The 15,083-nt window shown below is 54.3% G+C and carries 15 protein-coding genes and 2 riboswitches; of the genes, 4 read left to right on the plus strand and 11 right to left on the minus strand.

Annotated features, from left to right (window positions below; all coding sequences use genetic code 11):
* Positions 1-12: 12 nt before the first annotated feature.
* A complete protein-coding gene (locus KNP74_RS00495) occupies positions 13-1,185 on the minus strand; it encodes a MalY/PatB family protein (protein WP_138859414.1) in 1,173 nt (390 codons plus the stop codon).
* A gap of 116 nt (positions 1,186-1,301) precedes the next feature.
* Here KNP74_RS00495 and KNP74_RS00500 point away from each other — a divergent pair, with 116 nt between their 5' ends.
* Positions 1,302-1,958 carry a M48 family metallopeptidase gene (locus KNP74_RS00500; RefSeq protein ID WP_214763145.1) on the plus strand — a complete coding sequence of 219 codons (657 nt, stop codon included), beginning with the start codon at positions 1,302-1,304 and terminating at the stop codon, positions 1,956-1,958.
* Positions 1,959-1,995: 37 nt separating this feature from the next.
* On the opposite strand, the gene KNP74_RS00505 is transcribed toward KNP74_RS00500, so the two are convergent.
* From KNP74_RS00505 to KNP74_RS00525, 5 genes are all read right to left on the minus strand, one after another.
* Positions 1,996-2,901, minus strand: a complete 906-nt coding sequence (locus tag KNP74_RS00505; protein ID WP_138859412.1) for a methyl-accepting chemotaxis protein — start codon at positions 2,899-2,901, stop codon at positions 1,996-1,998.
* A 310-nt stretch (positions 2,902-3,211) separates the two neighbouring features.
* Positions 3,212-3,511, minus strand: a complete 300-nt coding sequence (locus tag KNP74_RS00510) for a hypothetical protein (protein WP_214763146.1) — start codon at positions 3,509-3,511, stop codon at positions 3,212-3,214.
* A gap of 34 nt (positions 3,512-3,545) precedes the next feature.
* A complete protein-coding gene (locus KNP74_RS00515) occupies positions 3,546-4,802 on the minus strand; it encodes a hypothetical protein (protein WP_138859410.1) in 1,257 nt (418 codons plus the stop codon).
* Between the two features lie 11 nt (positions 4,803-4,813).
* On the minus strand, positions 4,814-6,106 hold the full coding sequence (locus KNP74_RS00520; protein WP_214763147.1) for a hypothetical protein: 1,293 nt from the start codon (positions 6,104-6,106) through the stop codon (positions 4,814-4,816).
* A gap of 105 nt (positions 6,107-6,211) precedes the next feature.
* Entirely contained in the window at positions 6,212-6,595 is a 384-nt protein-coding gene (locus KNP74_RS00525) for a DUF302 domain-containing protein (RefSeq protein WP_214751943.1), read from the minus strand.
* A gap of 162 nt (positions 6,596-6,757) precedes the next feature.
* Between KNP74_RS00525 and KNP74_RS00530 the strand changes: the two genes are divergently transcribed.
* Positions 6,758-7,153, plus strand: coding sequence for a Spx/MgsR family RNA polymerase-binding regulatory protein (locus KNP74_RS00530; protein WP_214751942.1), 396 nt, complete (start codon positions 6,758-6,760; stop codon positions 7,151-7,153).
* Between the two features lie 28 nt (positions 7,154-7,181).
* Here KNP74_RS00530 and KNP74_RS00535 read toward each other — a convergent pair whose 3' ends face one another.
* From KNP74_RS00535 to KNP74_RS00555, 5 genes are all read right to left on the minus strand, one after another.
* Complete coding sequence (locus tag KNP74_RS00535) at positions 7,182-7,844, minus strand: methionine ABC transporter permease (protein ID WP_034777647.1); 663 nt, start codon at positions 7,842-7,844, stop codon at positions 7,182-7,184.
* Complete coding sequence (locus KNP74_RS00540) at positions 7,816-8,850, minus strand: methionine ABC transporter ATP-binding protein (RefSeq protein ID WP_214763148.1); 1,035 nt, start codon at positions 8,848-8,850, stop codon at positions 7,816-7,818. Before KNP74_RS00540 ends, KNP74_RS00535 begins: the two co-directional genes overlap by 29 nt.
* A gap of 9 nt (positions 8,851-8,859) precedes the next feature.
* The gene (locus KNP74_RS00545) at positions 8,860-9,681 is read right to left on the minus strand and encodes a MetQ/NlpA family ABC transporter substrate-binding protein (protein ID WP_214763149.1); all 822 of its coding nucleotides are present in this window, start codon (positions 9,679-9,681) and stop codon (positions 8,860-8,862) included.
* Positions 9,682-9,754: 73 nt separating this feature from the next.
* Positions 9,755-9,859, minus strand: a riboswitch (SAM riboswitch).
* Positions 9,860-9,899: 40 nt separating this feature from the next.
* Positions 9,900-10,916 (minus strand): iron-containing alcohol dehydrogenase family protein, encoded by a 1,017-nt coding sequence (locus KNP74_RS00550; protein WP_214763150.1) that lies wholly within the window; start codon positions 10,914-10,916, stop codon positions 9,900-9,902.
* On the minus strand, positions 10,913-12,088 hold the full coding sequence (locus KNP74_RS00555; RefSeq protein WP_214763151.1) for an aminotransferase class I/II-fold pyridoxal phosphate-dependent enzyme: 1,176 nt from the start codon (positions 12,086-12,088) through the stop codon (positions 10,913-10,915). The genes KNP74_RS00550 and KNP74_RS00555 overlap by 4 nt, the downstream gene beginning before the upstream one ends.
* 77 nt (positions 12,089-12,165) lie before the next feature.
* Positions 12,166-12,266, minus strand: a riboswitch (SAM riboswitch).
* A gap of 174 nt (positions 12,267-12,440) precedes the next feature.
* Between KNP74_RS00555 and KNP74_RS00560 the strand changes: the two genes are divergently transcribed.
* Both KNP74_RS00560 and KNP74_RS00565 read left to right on the plus strand, forming a co-directional pair.
* Entirely contained in the window at positions 12,441-13,541 is a 1,101-nt protein-coding gene (locus KNP74_RS00560; protein ID WP_214763152.1) for an AI-2E family transporter, read from the plus strand.
* Positions 13,542-13,805: 264 nt separating this feature from the next.
* A complete protein-coding gene (locus KNP74_RS00565) occupies positions 13,806-15,050 on the plus strand; it encodes an MDR family MFS transporter (protein WP_034777653.1) in 1,245 nt (414 codons plus the stop codon).
* Positions 15,051-15,083 lie beyond the last annotated feature (33 nt).

Below are 15,083 nucleotides of genomic sequence, written 5' to 3' on the forward strand. Positions count from 1 at the left end.
CCGTTTCTTGATTCATACAAACGCCTTTCCGTCGGCATGTTCCGTAAGACGTTTGAACGCCTCGTCGAGAACGGCGCGCGACGTCCCGAAATTGATCCGTTCGAACGTCTGGCCCGATTCGCCGAATGGGCCACCTGGCGACAAGAACAGACGGACTTCCTCATGCAGCCACTTCTTCCGCGCTTCCGGTTCCAGGTCGAGCGCTGCGAAGTCGATCCAGAGGAGATAACTCGCCTCGGGCAGGAACGTCTTCAATTGAGGCAGTTCCTCATTGAACCGATTGACGAGATATGTCGCCTGCTCCTCGAGTTCGGCCGTCAACTGGTCGAGCCAACGCTCGGCCCGCGAATCCGTATAGGCCGCGATGATGGCCGTGTTCGCGAACGGTGTCGGCAGCACGTGGTGTTTGTTTTGGACTTGGGTGATCCGCTTCCGCATCGCACCGTCCGGACAGATGATGTATGACGCGAATAATCCGGCGATATTGAACGCCTTCGATGGTGCACTCACCGTGATGACATTGTCATCGAGCCGGTTGAGGGCGGTGTGCCGTTGTGACGGATAGGTCAAGTCGGCATGAATCTCATCCGCGACGAGGATGACGTCATGACGACGCGCCAGTTCGACGACTTGCTTCAGCTCGGACTCGGTCCATACCCGTCCGACCGGATTGTGCGGCGAGCAGAGCAAGAACAGCTTCGCCTTGCGCATCTGTGTATCGAGCGCATCAAAGTCCATCTCGTAACGACCATCGACTTGACGGAGCGGCGCGTCCAGCAGCTCCCGCTTCAACCCGGTCACAAGTTCATGGAACGGCGGATAGACGGGCGATTGGATGACGACCCCGTCCCCTTCCTCCGTCAACGCCTCGACGATATGTGTCAATCCTGGTACGACACCGTTCGAGAACAGGACGTGATCGGCATCGACCTTCAGCTTGTGACGGCGCCCATACCAGGAACTCACGGCAGCCTGCGCGTCTCTCGAGAACAGCGTATACCCGAACTCCCCGGTCGCGGCCCGTGCCGCGAGCGCCTCTGAGATGGACGGTGCCGTGCGGATATCGATGTCAGCGACCCAGAGCGGTAAGACGTCGTCCTTTAGACGGAACCAACGGTCGAGACCGTCCCATTTCACTGAATCCGTTCCCGTCCGATCAAGCGATTGATGTAAGATTGATTTCATGTTCATCCCTCCTATCTCTACTGTAACAAAAAAAGAGCGTGCGAGTCCGCAAAACGGTGGCGGATTCGGGACGCGTCAGCTATAATCGACCGAGATACTTCAAGGAGGTGAATCCGATGACCGTGACCGTCATCCGCCATAAACGCCGGAAACGGGCAGCCTTTTTCGTCACACCGGACGGGATCGAGCTGCGGATTCCGGCAAGGCTCCCGAACCGGGTCGTCGAGGCGATTTTAACAGATCATGCCGAGTGGATTGCGGAACGCATCGCGACATTACCGAAGCGTGACCTCTTGCCCGACGACAGGTTGCTCCTGTACGGGGAAACGTTGCCGCTTGTGAAACGCGATGCTGAGACCGGATTTCGCTTCGATGGGGAAAAATTCTATTGTCCGCTCGCGTGGGGCGAGTCGTCGCTACGGGAAGCGTACGAGGCTTGGCTCCGAGAGCATGCGCTCGCCCACGTCACCGAACGTGCACCCCACTACGAACGATTGCTCGGTGTGAGGGCGAAGCGGATTCGCATCGGTAACCAAAAGACGCGTTGGGGGTCGTGCAGTTCAACTGGGACGATTTCCATCAACGTCCGGCTCATGCTCGCCCCGAAAGAAGTGATGGATTACGTCATCGCCCACGAATGGACCCACCTCGTCCACTTTGACCACTCGAACGCGTTCTGGTCGACGCTCGCTTCGGTCTATCCGGATGTCACCGGCGCGATGGCCTGGTTGAGACAGCATGGCCATACGCTGCAAATCAAAAAAACCAATTGAACGTGTCCCTCGTACAGGGCACGTCCGATTGGTTTTTTTAGATGGCGGACGTGAACCGCTCGGCTGTTCCGTTCAGCGATTCGGCCGACTGTTCGATATGCACGAACCGCTCGAGCGTCTGTTCCATGATGCGCACACTCTCTTGAATATCCGTACTGGAGCGAGAGACACCGTCAACAATCGAGACGAGTTCTTTATTCATCCCGTCCGTGTTCGCGCGCACTTCGATGACGGCACGTTCGACGAGACGTGACAAGTTCCGCACCTCGGTCGCGACGACGTTGAAACCGAGACCATGTTCACCTGCTCGCGCGGCCTCGATGGCGGCGTTGAGCGACAACAGGTTCGTCTGGGCGGCGATCTCTTTGATTGTACTGGCGATCTTCGTGATCTCGGCAGCCTGCTCCTGCAAGTTAGCGAGCGTCTTTAAATTCTGATTTGAGTCCGCGTCGAGGCGTTCGATTGTCCGCTTCAACTGTTGACTCTCCTCCATGCCACGCCGGGCACGGTCGTCAAGGTTTTCTGCCATGTCACGGAACGAGCGCGCATATTCCTCGATCGTCTGTTGCCGACTCGTGATATCGGAGGCGATTTTGACGACGCCGACGACCTCGTCCTGTTCATAGATCGGCATATACGTCGCCTCGAGCCATATCGAATCACCCCGGGCGTCGATTCGCTCGATTTTGTCGGCCGAGCTGAAGCCGTCGAACAATTTGTTCCAAAACGCTTGATAGTCTGGGCTGCTGACGAAACTCGGGGCACAGAACAAATGATGGTGCATCCCGATCATTTCATCACGCTTGTATTTCATCGTCTTGGCGAACAGGTCGTTCACATCGACGACGCGTCGCTGACGGTCGAATCGAATCATCGCCACGTTGGCCTCGAGGGCACGGAGCACGTCAGGGGATGAGAGACTAGCCGTTGTTGTCAGTTCCATTCCGATTATTCCTACCTTCTTTTCTCGATTTCCTTTAGTGCTTTCTTCCTGGAATGTAGCGGAATTCTAGTGTACCTTGTGCGAAAAGTCCTGAATAGCATCGGTTTTTGAAATCGAGTCAATATCTTGAATTTGAAGTGTTTTCCAATTGTTCTCTCTGACGATGGTCATCAAAAAAAGGCCCATGCCAGGCACGGACCCTTGATTATTCCGATTCCTTGAAAATGGCTTGCAACAACGTGACTTGTGCGGCGTTAAGTTCACCGCGGCTATCCTTTGGATTGATGCCACCCATCATCTGTTCTTCGTACTAAATCCCGAAGTCGAGCGAACGCTCGGGCGCATCGTCCGGCGTATAGACGAACGTCGCTCTCACATCCGGGTCCCGCTCGATTGGAACGGGTTGGTCTTCCCATTCAACCTCATCCGTCGTTCGATCAAGCTGAGTAATCGTCTCAGCGTCGGTAATGGTGCGTATGGGTCCATAGGCACCATCCGTGTTTAACGTCTGATAGTCGATGCGAGACGGATCCAAGTCTTCCTCGCTACTGGCACAACCGCCAAGAAGCAGTCCCATACAGATGACACATCCTGACAACATGCGTTTCAACAGTGCATCCCTCCTCGATTTACGTCCAATCCATTCATTCGAACGCCTGCGGGAACAGCTGTTGGAACGTCTCCGCCCCGGCGCTCGACAGTTTGAACACTTTCCCGGTCTTCACGTCCTTCACATAGACATCGACTTTTTTCGACCGTTGCTGATAACTGACTTCGAACTGTTGACCGAGATTCCCACGCCACAGCGTCAAATACTTATAGTCTTTCGTCTCACCACTCTTCGTCGACGGGCGCGCGGTCTCGATGGCTTCGACCAACTGGTCATAAGCTTTGCCGCTCACGTTTACAGCATCAGGGTAAGGGAGCGGGACTTCCCGGTGATACGGATACTGATGGAGGTAAGCGACCGCTATCTCGTCTTGATCTGCAGAAACGGTCAAGAGAGGGCTCGTTCGATAGCGCATCGACACGGTTTTTGTTACGTTTTGTCCGTCCACGTCAATCGTGACGTCATATAGCGGATAGGCTGTCATCGGTTCCATCGTGCCACCGTTATGGATTCGACGGAAGGTTAAACTGTCAGCCCCGTTGAGCAAATCGGCATCTTGTAAAATGGAGGAGGAATAGCGAGCCTTGTCTCCACCATAAGACTGGAGCAGATGAGGCATGTTCGTGGCCTTATCTCGTCCTAATGCGATAAACACATCGGACGGTCTAAGGTTCGGCAAAAAGTGGAAAGATGGGGTAAAGTAGCCCCCTTCTTCAATCCCAATCTCGACCGTGCCACTAAATCCAGGCGAAATCCTCATAAGTGTGACCGGATACGGTTCGATGTCTTGTTCATTGTCATAGAAGGCGTCCGGCTTATGTAACGCAGCCCGTTCATTTTCGGTCGCGATATAGACGGTCGGAAGAGCAGACATTTCAGTTCCGACCTCGTCTTTCAAGTAGGCAGGTCTTTCTGCAAGCTCGACGGCCCGATACCCTTCCATCCCGTCCATCCGGTCTGATTTACAGAGCGCATAGATTGTATCCCCCTCGACATAGGTCACTTCATTAAAACTATATCCATAATAGTCATCATTCATAAGCGGGGCCCGGGTCGCATACGCCATTCCAAGCACGGAAAACGTCTCTCCATTCAGTTCGGACAGGGGTTCACCGTCTTCACATTGGTTCAATATGGCTTCGGCATCCACTACAGGCTCCTGACTGTTCATCGTAACCCGCTCGGCCTGCCAATGTTCCTCGATATGACCATAACGGACGACGTCAATATCTTCCGAGCAGCCTGCCGTCAACCACAACAGTGACAATGTCATTAGCGTTCGTTTCTTCATGTTCAAGCCACTCATTTCTTCTTCAAATCCGGGAAATAGGACAAGAACGTCTCGGCCCCTTCGCTCGTCAGTTTGTACGTCTCCTCAGTCACTCGGTCGGTCACGTAAACGTCCAGCTTCTTCGAGCGCTGTTTATATGTCACCTCAAATTCTTGACCTTTAAGCCCGTCGACGATTGTGAGGTACGGATACTCCCCTGCATCGCCCGAGCGGTTGGTCGGCTCAGCGCCGTCGATTGCTTGAATCAGGTCGTCCATCTCGTTCCCAGACGCACGCAACACGGTCGGATACGTCAAAATCGATTCGTTGTTGAACGGTTTCTCGTGTAGGTAAATCAGTGGACCGCTCACAGTCGGCATATACTGCTCGTCCGGATTGTCCTTGAGCGCCTTTTGTTCGGAAGTCGTCAACAGTTCCTTGGCACGATATGTGATGGTCACCATCTCGGTCACCGGCTTTCCTTCACGGGTATAATTGAACTCGTACAGTGGATAGGACTTGTCGGGCAACAGTTCCGATTGGAGCGGCAGGCGTTTGACTGTCAACTCCTCATATAACCGTTCTTCATTCAACGGGTCGACGATTTCATCTATCGGACTCACCGAGAAAAACAGGTCCGCGAGATTCATCAACACATATGGTTTCTGTTCTTCAGGATGATATCCGATTGCGACTTTAATCTCGTCCATATGCGCCATCGTCGGGTCGAACATCACCAACGGAAATTGGACCGGTCGATCTCCAATCGTCAATTCCATCTCGCCGTGGACGGCCGGTGTGAACGTGACGAGGGTATCAAGAAAAGGTTCGACAGCATTACTCGGATCCATTAATTCATCCGCATCGAGGAATGTTGCTTCGGCGCTCTCACCAGCAGGTTCGATGAACGGGATTCGCTGTATGTGGTTCCCTTTCTCAGTATTGACGAAGTGAGGGAACGCATCGATGACCTCGGCTTGGAAACGTTCCGAGAGCACGTCACGACAAAGCACATAATGCTCATCCCCTTTTATGTAGGTCACCGCTTTATAGGCATACTCTTCGCCGGTGTCTGTCATCGGATGGCGATTCGCAATGACCGTATCGTAAACCGTCAAGTCTCCCTTCAATTCAGTCGTCAATTTCCCGGTACAGGCCTGTAGCGTCTCACCGACCGCCTCAATCTCCTCAGGTTGTTCGAGTGAATACTTACTGACAGTCCAATGTGCGTTGACGTACGACAAGTTGACGACGTCTGGCTTTTCCTCCCTGCATCCGACCAATAACCCGGTGGATAACACAAGTAAACCGACTAACTTTTTCAAAACATCCGCCCCTTACCATCTGTTTGTACCAATTTTACCATTATATGACTTTAGGTGGGAATACGAAAAACCCGTCCACTTTCATGGACGGGATACGTGTATCAATTAGACGGCTTGATCAATCGCACGCGTCAATCGCGTCTCGACGTCACGGGCCACAGTTTGAAGCGATTCATCCTCAATCAGTTCGATCAGTTTCGTCGGCTTCGGCATCCCGACATGGGTCGCCCCGTCCTTTGTGAACACGGCAAGCTTACATGGGAGGAAATACCCGCCTTCTCGGTGCGCCGTGATGACTTTCTTCGCCTCTTTCGGATTGCATACCTCAAGGATACGATAGTCCCCCTCAATTGGCTGGCCTTTCTCTTCAAGCGTCTCACTCAAATTGAAGTCCCAGAGCACCCCGAACTCTTCTTCTTTGAGCGTCGTTTTCAGCTTCTCGACGACCGCTTCGACCGTCTGATCGGTCTTGACCGTATAATCAAACATGTGAATCCCTCCTCGATTGTAGTCTCTCTCGTCATGTACCCGAACTGAGGATCAACAAATCGTGAAAAAAGTATATGTGATTTGAAACATATTCGACGTCCATTACGTATGGATGAGAGAAAATAAAGAAGTCCAACCTTACGTAAAGGAGAAGTGGTTGCCGTGACGGTCACCGTATTCACACATACAAGCTGCAGTTCTTCCCGTAAGACGCTCGATTGGTTACGTGAACAGAATATCCCGTTCATCGAGAAGAAATTGACGGACCAAGGGATGTCGTTCAACGAGTTCAAAGACATGCTCCGCCTCACCGAGAACGGGACGACCGACCTGTTGTCCGTCCAAAAGAGTGTATACAAACAAGCGGCGGATCAACTTGACGAGATGTCGCTCCGTGAGCTGTACAGCTTCGTGGCATCGCATCCCCAGATTTTGAAGAGTCCGATCGTTGTCGATGATAATCGGATTCAAATCGGGTTCAGCGAGAAAGAGATTCGCACATTCATCCCGCGCCATGACCGCATCGCCGAATTGAAACGATTGCTCGACAACAAGTAAGAGCCCTGCCGAAGCAGAGCTCTTTTTGTTATGCCTTCTTGAGCCGGGCCGCCAAGCGGTTGCCGAATGACTGAATCGATTGGACGAGCAGAATCAAGACGAAGATGGTCACATACATGACCTCCGGCTCGAAGCGGAGATGCCCGTACTGATAGGCGATATCGCCGAGTCCACCGGCCCCGACGAGTCCGGCCATCGCGGTCGCCCCGATCAAACCGATCGTCGCGATCGTCAAACCGAGCACGATCGAGGAGCGGGCCTCCCGAATCAATACGTACCAGATGATTTTCCGGGTCGAGATGCCCATCGCCTCATACGCCTCGACGACGCCGCGGTCGACCTCGAGCAGCGCCGACTCCATGAGTCGCGCGATATACGGGGCCGTGAACACGATTAGCGGTAACAGCACGCCTTGGACGCCGATCGTCGTTCCCATGATGAAGCGGGTGAACGGGAGGATGAAGAACAAGAGGATGATGAACGGGATCGAACGGACGACGTTGATGACACTCGATAAGATGCCGTAGAAATAACGGTTGGCGAGCCGGCCGTTCGGTCGCGTCAAGACGAGCAGCGTCCCGAGCGGCAGTCCGATCAACGTCGAGATGACGAGCGCGATGCCGGTCATCGTGAGCGTCTGAATCGTCCCCGTCCAAATCAAGTCACCCCAATTTTCCCAAAACTGAAGCATGGTTCGTCACCTCCTTCACTTTCACACCGCTCGCCTCTAAGAAACGGACGGCTTGGTCGGTCTGGGCCTCATCGCCGTCCAAATGGACGAGCAGATTACCGACGAGACCACCTTTCAACTTTTTGATGCCGCCCCCGATGATGTTCGGCAGTAAGCCGAACCGTTTCGTCAATTGGGCGAGCACGGCCTGTTCACTTTGATGGCCGATGAACGACAAGTTGACGAGCGTCCCGTGCGTGCTCAATTCGTCGACGACCTCTTTTGGGACATCGAGGTTCGTTTTCAAGAATTTGCGCGTCGTCGCATGCTGCGGGTCCGAGAACACGTCGAGCACATCCCCTTCCTCGATGATCCGGCCGGCCTCGATGACGGCGACCCGGTCACAGATGCGCTCGATGACTTCCATCTCGTGTGTGATCAAGAAAATCGTCAGCCCGAGCTCGCGATTGATGTCGAGCAACAGGTCGAGAATCGACTCGGTCGTCTCCGGGTCGAGCGCGCTCGTCGCCTCGTCGCTAAGCAGGATGTCCGGTTCGTGTGCGAGGGCGCGGGCGATGGCGACACGTTGCTTCTGTCCGCCCGACAATTGCTCCGGGTAATGTTTCCGATGGTCGGTCAATCCGACGATGTCGAGATACTTTTCGACACGCTCCCGGATCATGCGCTTATCAAGCCCCTCGAGACGGAGCGGGATGGCGACGTTCTCTTCGACGGTCGCCGTCTTGAGCAGGTTGTAATGTTGGAAGATCATTCCGATTCGATGGCGGAGTTTTGAGAGCCCACGTTTGTCGAGCTTCGTGATGTCCTGTCCTTCGATCTCGACCTGGCCCGACGTCGGGCGTTCGAGCAGGTTGATCATGCGGATGAGCGTGCTCTTGCCGGCCCCGCTTCGACCGATGATGCCGAAGATTTCGCCTTTCTCGATCGTGAGCGAGACGTCATCGAGTGCGGTGACGGCACCTTTGTTCACCGTGAACGTCTTCGTGATTCCTTTAAGTGCGATCATAGGTCCTCCTTAAAACGCCGGGACGATTGAGCCGTTGAACGTCTCTTCGATGAACGTCCGGACCTCGTCCGAGTGATAGTACGATTTGAGTGTCTCGACGACTTCGTCATCCTTGTTATCGGTGCGGACGACGACGTAGTTCGGATACGGGTTGTCGACCGTGTCTTCGTGGAACAAGGCGTCCTCATTGATCGACAGGCCGGCACCCATCGCGAAGTTCGTATTGATGGCAGCGAGTGCGACTTCCGGGAGCTGGGTCGGGAGCTGCGACGCCTCGAGTTCGATGAATTCAAGGTTGAGCGGGTTCTCGGCGATATCACGTTTCGTCGCCTTGTCCGTCAATCCTTCCTTCAGCGTGATTAGTCCCGCTGTCTCATAGAGACGGAGCGCGCGTAGCTCGTTCGCCGGGTCGTTCGGGACGGCGACCTTGTCACCTTCTTTCAAGTCCTCGATGTCGGTCAATTTCTCTGAGTAGAGACCCATCGGGAAAGCGACGGTCTTGAACACGTCGTCGATTTTATAGCCTTTATCGGACTTTTGCAGTTCTAGGAATGAGAGCGTCTGATAACTGTTCACGTCGAGGCTACCCTCGGCGAGCGCCGTGTTCGGCGTATTATAGTCGTTGAACACTTTGATATCGAGTTCGAGGCCGTCTTCGGCCGCGAGTTCTTTCACTTTCTCGGCGATCTGTTGGTGCGGCCCGCCCGTGACGCCGATCGTGAGCGACTCCGTGCTGAGCGCCTCGCTCGCGTCCGATTGTCCGCATGCCGAGAGCGCGATGGCGGCGAGTAGTGATGTCCCTGCAAGTACTGTTTTCTGTTTGAAGTTCATCTGTTTTTCCTCCTCCAAAATGAAAGCCCGCTACTCATTCAGAGTGGCGGGCACGACAAGTCAAAGTCGGACACGCTCATCTCCCAGACGATATCGTCTGTTGGAATTAGCACCATGATCATTACGATCTGGTTGCCGGGTTTCACAGGGCCAGTCCCTCCACCACTCTTGATAAGCAATCGGTCTATTAAGTTGTTATCATCTTACTTTTAATTCTTTTAATTGTAAATAGAAAATTGTAAATTTTCAAAAATTATTTTCAAAAAGTCTTTATCGAGTGGTTCCGGCAACTGTTGCAGTTCGGTTTCCATCATGACGGAGTCGACCAGTACCGGGATGTCGCCCGACCCGACCCCGAGCGCCTCGAGCGTCGTCGGTGCACCGAACCGTTTCAACCAGGCCTCCAAATACGGAGCATCGGCCGAGCGACGCAACCGCTCCTGGATGATTAGGCCGAAGCCGACCTTGTCTCCATGCAAGAAAGAGTGGGTCGACTCGAAGCGGCTGAGCGCATTATGGACCGCATGGCCCACGGCGACGCGTGTCCCGGCGTCACCAAATCCACCGACGGCGCCACCGATGGCGAGCACGTGATCGACCGCGAAGCGGACGTCGTCACTATACGACTCAAAAGCGTGCTCGCTCAATTCAAGTTCGACGAGACGCCCGCACTGCTCGGCCAAGACGAGTCCGGTGTTGACGCCGGCGTCAGCTGAGCTGTCACCACTCAAATAACGGGCCTCGTAAAACTTCGCGACCGTGTCGATGACACCGGCCCGAAAGTATTCATATGGTGAGCGTGAGATGACCCGTGAGTCAACGATGACCCGTTCGATGACGACGCGGAACATGTCGTAGCGGTCGTAGCTCCCGTCCTCCTGATAGACGACGCTGAGCGGTGTGAACGCCGCACAGTTCGAGGCGAGCGTTGGAACGACGATGAGCGGGACGTTCCGTTGATAGGCGACGAGTTTGGCCGTATCGACGAGCTTGCCGCCTCCGACGGCGATTAACACGTCGGCGTCCAACGGTTTGAGCCGTTTGACTTCCGAGTCCGTGCACTCCCCGCTGAACCTTGTTGCCGGATAGTCCGCGATGGCCGGAAAGATGGCTCGGACGACGTCATACCCGTTCTGACCGTGCAGGACGTGGGCACGTCGGCCGTCGACTAAGTCATCAAGACGGTCGAGCGCGTCATCGGCGTGGTCATATTCAAGGACGGCCTGACGAATCATGCGCGCACCTCCTCATAGGCGGCAAACAACCGCTCGATTCGTTCGACGGCCTCGTCAATCTTCGGTTCCGGTGAGACGAGACCGAAGCGGACGTATCCGTTCCCTTCCGAACCGAAGAAATAGCCCGGGGTGACGGCGACTCCTGCCTCGTACAATAACTTACGCGAGAACGATTTGGCATCGCCCTCGGGCACTTTCGCCCAGACGAAGAACGAACCCTCCGGCGGTTCGACGGCCCAGCCGGCCCGGTTCAACCCGTCGATCAGGCGATCACGCCGTGCCTCGTACAGTCGTGCCAAGTCATCGCGAATGGTACGGGGCGCCTCGAGCGCAGCGACAGCCGCCGCCTGGATGGCCGAGAACACGCTGACGTGGACGTGGTCCTGATACGTGTTGATCGCCTCGATGATGTCCGCGTTCCCGACGGCGAAGGCGACGCGCCAACCGGACATGTTGAAAGCTTTCGACATCGTATATACCTCGATGCCGACTTCTTTCGCCCCATCCGCCTGCAGAAAGCTAGGCGGGACGTGGCCATCGAATCCGATGCTGCCGTATGCGAAATCGTGGACGACCATCAAGTCCCGCTCCCGGGCGAAACGGACGGTATCGTCAAAGAAAGCGGGTGAGGCGACGGCTCCGGTCGGATTGCTCGGGTAGTTCAAATACATGAGTTTTGCATCTTGCGTATCGAGCGTCTCATAGTCCGGCAAGAAGCCGTTCTCTTCCCGGAGGACGAGGTCACGGACGACGGCACCGGCGAGGCGTGCCCCCGAGATGTAATCAGGATAGCCGGGATTCGGTAGCAAGATCCCGTCGCCAGGTTCGAGTACGCATTGCGGCAACGTGATGAGACCAGATTTTGAGCCGATGAGAATCGCTACTTCTGTCTCGGGATCAAGTTCGACTCCATACTCATTCAAATAGAACGTCGCCACTGCTTGCTTCAGGCGGGCCTGACCGCGGAACGGACCGTATTGATGGGTCGAGGCGTCGAGGAGCGCCGTCTGAAGCGCGTCACAGATTGGCTCAGGCGTAGGCAGGTCAGGCGTCCCTTGTCCGAGTCGGATGATGTCGCGGCCGGCCTGTTCGAGTTCGGCCAACTCGTTCGCGAGTCCGACGAAATGTTGTGGTGGTAACGTTTTAAGTAGATGTGAGCGTCTGTCAGTCATGAATAGTCCTCCTATGCAAAAAACACCCCTTTCCGCGGAAAGGGGTGTCGAGATACGGACGTATTCAAACAACCACCTTTCCATCTCTCAAGGTCACCTTGCTGGAATTAGCACAGTATTGAATCAATCTGTTGCTGAAGCTTCATCGGGCCAGTCCCTCCGCTTCTCTTGATAGAAAGTGTTTTATATGCGATTTGTCTTTTTGTAATATGTCACTTAGTTAACCAAACGTTACCAATCTTGTCAATCCTTTTTCGAAAATAGGTGTGGCCTATTGAATCCCGATAAAAAAAAGGTCATAGTACAAAGTGAACGTTATTCTACAAAATTTAAAAGATGAGGGGATGGACCTTTGGAATTAAATCGTCAATTGATTTGGAAGTTGAGCGTGATCGGATTGATTCTGCTCGTCCTATGGAAAGTCATCAGTGAACCGGACACGATTTCTAGTGTGTTGCACTATACGTTCCAGTTGCTGACGCCGATTATCATGGGAATTGCCATCGCGCTGCTCCTGAATACCGTCCTGTCCTATATAGAAGAACGGTTTCAATTAAAACGCTATCAAGGTTTGCTGATCGTTTACATCGTCTTCATCGGGATTCTCGTCATCTCTGCGGTGACGCTGTTCCCACGCATTTATTCGAGCCTCGCCTCACTCATCGAAGAGCTCCCGTTCTACATCCGACAGATTGACGGGTTCCTCGCCCAGTTGAACACGTACTTGAAAGAGTACAACGCGACGATTGCCCAAGCCATCGATTTCAGCCGCTTCGAGGAACGTTACTCGGGCTGGGTCGAGACCGCCGTCTTGTCGTCGGTCAGCTACGTGTCGAGCTTCACGATGACGCTCATCAACTTCTTGATTGGGATCGTCATCTCGATCTATCTGTTGAAAGACAAAGAGATTTTTGCCCGCATGTTCAAGCGTCTGTTGTATGCGATGTTCCCGGTCGCGTCAGCCAAGACGACGATCGACATCTTCCAAGAGATGGATTATATCTTCAAACGCTATATCATCGGGAAGTCGCTCGACTGCCTCATCATCGGGGTGCTGGCCGTCGCCGGTCTGTTGATCATCGGGGCGCCATACGCGCTTCTGCTCGGCGTCATCGTCGGTGTCTTGAACTTCATCCCGTACGTCGGACCGCTGCTCGGGATGATCCCGGCGTTCATCATCACTTACTTCTATGACCCGTTCACGGCGCTCATCGTCCTCTTGTTCATCTTCTTGTTGCAACAATTCGACGGACTTTGGCTCGGCCCGAAGATTCTCGGCGACAGCGTCGGCATCACCCCGTTTTGGGTCATCACCTCGATCATCATCGGAGGTAGCCTGTTCGGTCTCGTCGGGATGTTCATCAGTGTCCCGGTCACGGCGATGATTCAAGTCGTGTTCTCTCGGTTGATCGACTACCGGCTCAGCCGAAAGAATTTGAACGAATTATTATGACACATTGACGATTTATGTTGACACATTTCACGGAAATATCATAATCTTGAAGAGAAGACAGTCCAATGCAGAAAGGAGAGGTACCGATGTCAGTCATTCAACGCTCGCACGTCCAAGTTCATATTGACCGGCAGGCGCCTCTCCGTGATTTGAATCCGTGATGTCGCCTGCCTTCCGAGGCATGCCTAAGATCGTAGGGACGCGTATGCCTTTGTGCATGCTGCGTCCCTTTTCTTATTCTATCAACTAAAGCAGGTGACCTTAATGATTCAATCACTCAAACAGCTCGACCGTAACATTTGGATCCGCTTCCTCGGAGAGACGATCACCGGTGTCATGATGTTCATGATCGCACCGTTCCTCGTCCTATACTATAGCGACAAGCTCGACAGTTATATCCAGGTCGGGGTCATCATGGCGACCGGACCAATCATGGCGCTCATCGGATCGGTCGTCGGTGGACGGCTCGCAGACCTGTATGGCCGCAAACCAATCATGATGGCTGCCATTCTTGGCGACGCCCTCGCCCTCGTCGGTTTCGCCTTCGCCGAAACGTTTTGGCCGCTCCTTCTCTTGAACGCCATGCTCGGTTTGACGAACTCATTGTTCCACCCGGCCGCAAGCGCGATGGTAGCCGATGTGACCGAGCCCGAACAGATGAACGAGGCGTTCGGTCTGTTGCGGATGGGGCACAATATCGGGGCTGCATTCGGCCCGCTCCTCGGGAGTGCCGTCCTCTTTATCGACCGGCAGTATATCTTCTACTCGGCCGCTCTCGTCTTCGTCTTGTACGCACTCGTCCTCGGTCGCTTCATCCGGGAGTCGCTCCCAGAGACGACCGATGTCGACACGCCATCGAACCGGGATGTCCTGCGCGTGTTCTACAATGACAAGGTGTTCCTCGTGTTCATCTTTGCCGGTGTCTTCATCTCGATGGGCTTCTCGCTCATCGAGAGCATGCTGCCCCTCTTCTTGAGAGAGTCGATGCCATCGTACACCGATCGTGAGAACCCGTTCGCCTATATGCTCGCCTTGAACGGCATCATGGTCGTGTTGTTCCAGTTTCCGATCGCTTCGAAACTCGGCCGCAAGCCGTTCGGCAACGTCATGCTCGCCGGGGCGACCATCTTCGGGGTCGGCATGATTCTGATCGCCGTCATGCCGCGTCTCCTCTATTCACTCGGGACACCGTACCTCGTTCTCGTCAGCGTCTTGCTCGCGGTGTACGCCTTCTATACGCTCGGCGAGATGATCATGTCCCCGGTCCAACAGACGTTCATCGCCTTGATCGCTCCGGAGAATATGCGCGGTGCCTACAACGGGGCCGCCAGCATCCAATGGTTGATCGGCGGGGTGACCGCACCGATCATGGCAAGCCTGTTCTTCGACCAACGCGCCGGACATATCGCGTTGATCCTCGTCGGGGCGGCCAGTTGCGTGTCGGGACTCATCTATTGGCAACTTGGACGCCGCGTCAGCGCAGCCGAAGCGAAACAAAAGACAGCTTGACTTATAAAACCACACTGAACCTAGTCGTTTAGT

Origin of the sequence: Exiguobacterium sp. s141, from assembly GCF_018618085.1 — a bacterium.
Classification (GTDB): Bacteria; Bacillota; Bacilli; order Exiguobacteriales; family Exiguobacteriaceae; genus Exiguobacterium; species Exiguobacterium mexicanum_A.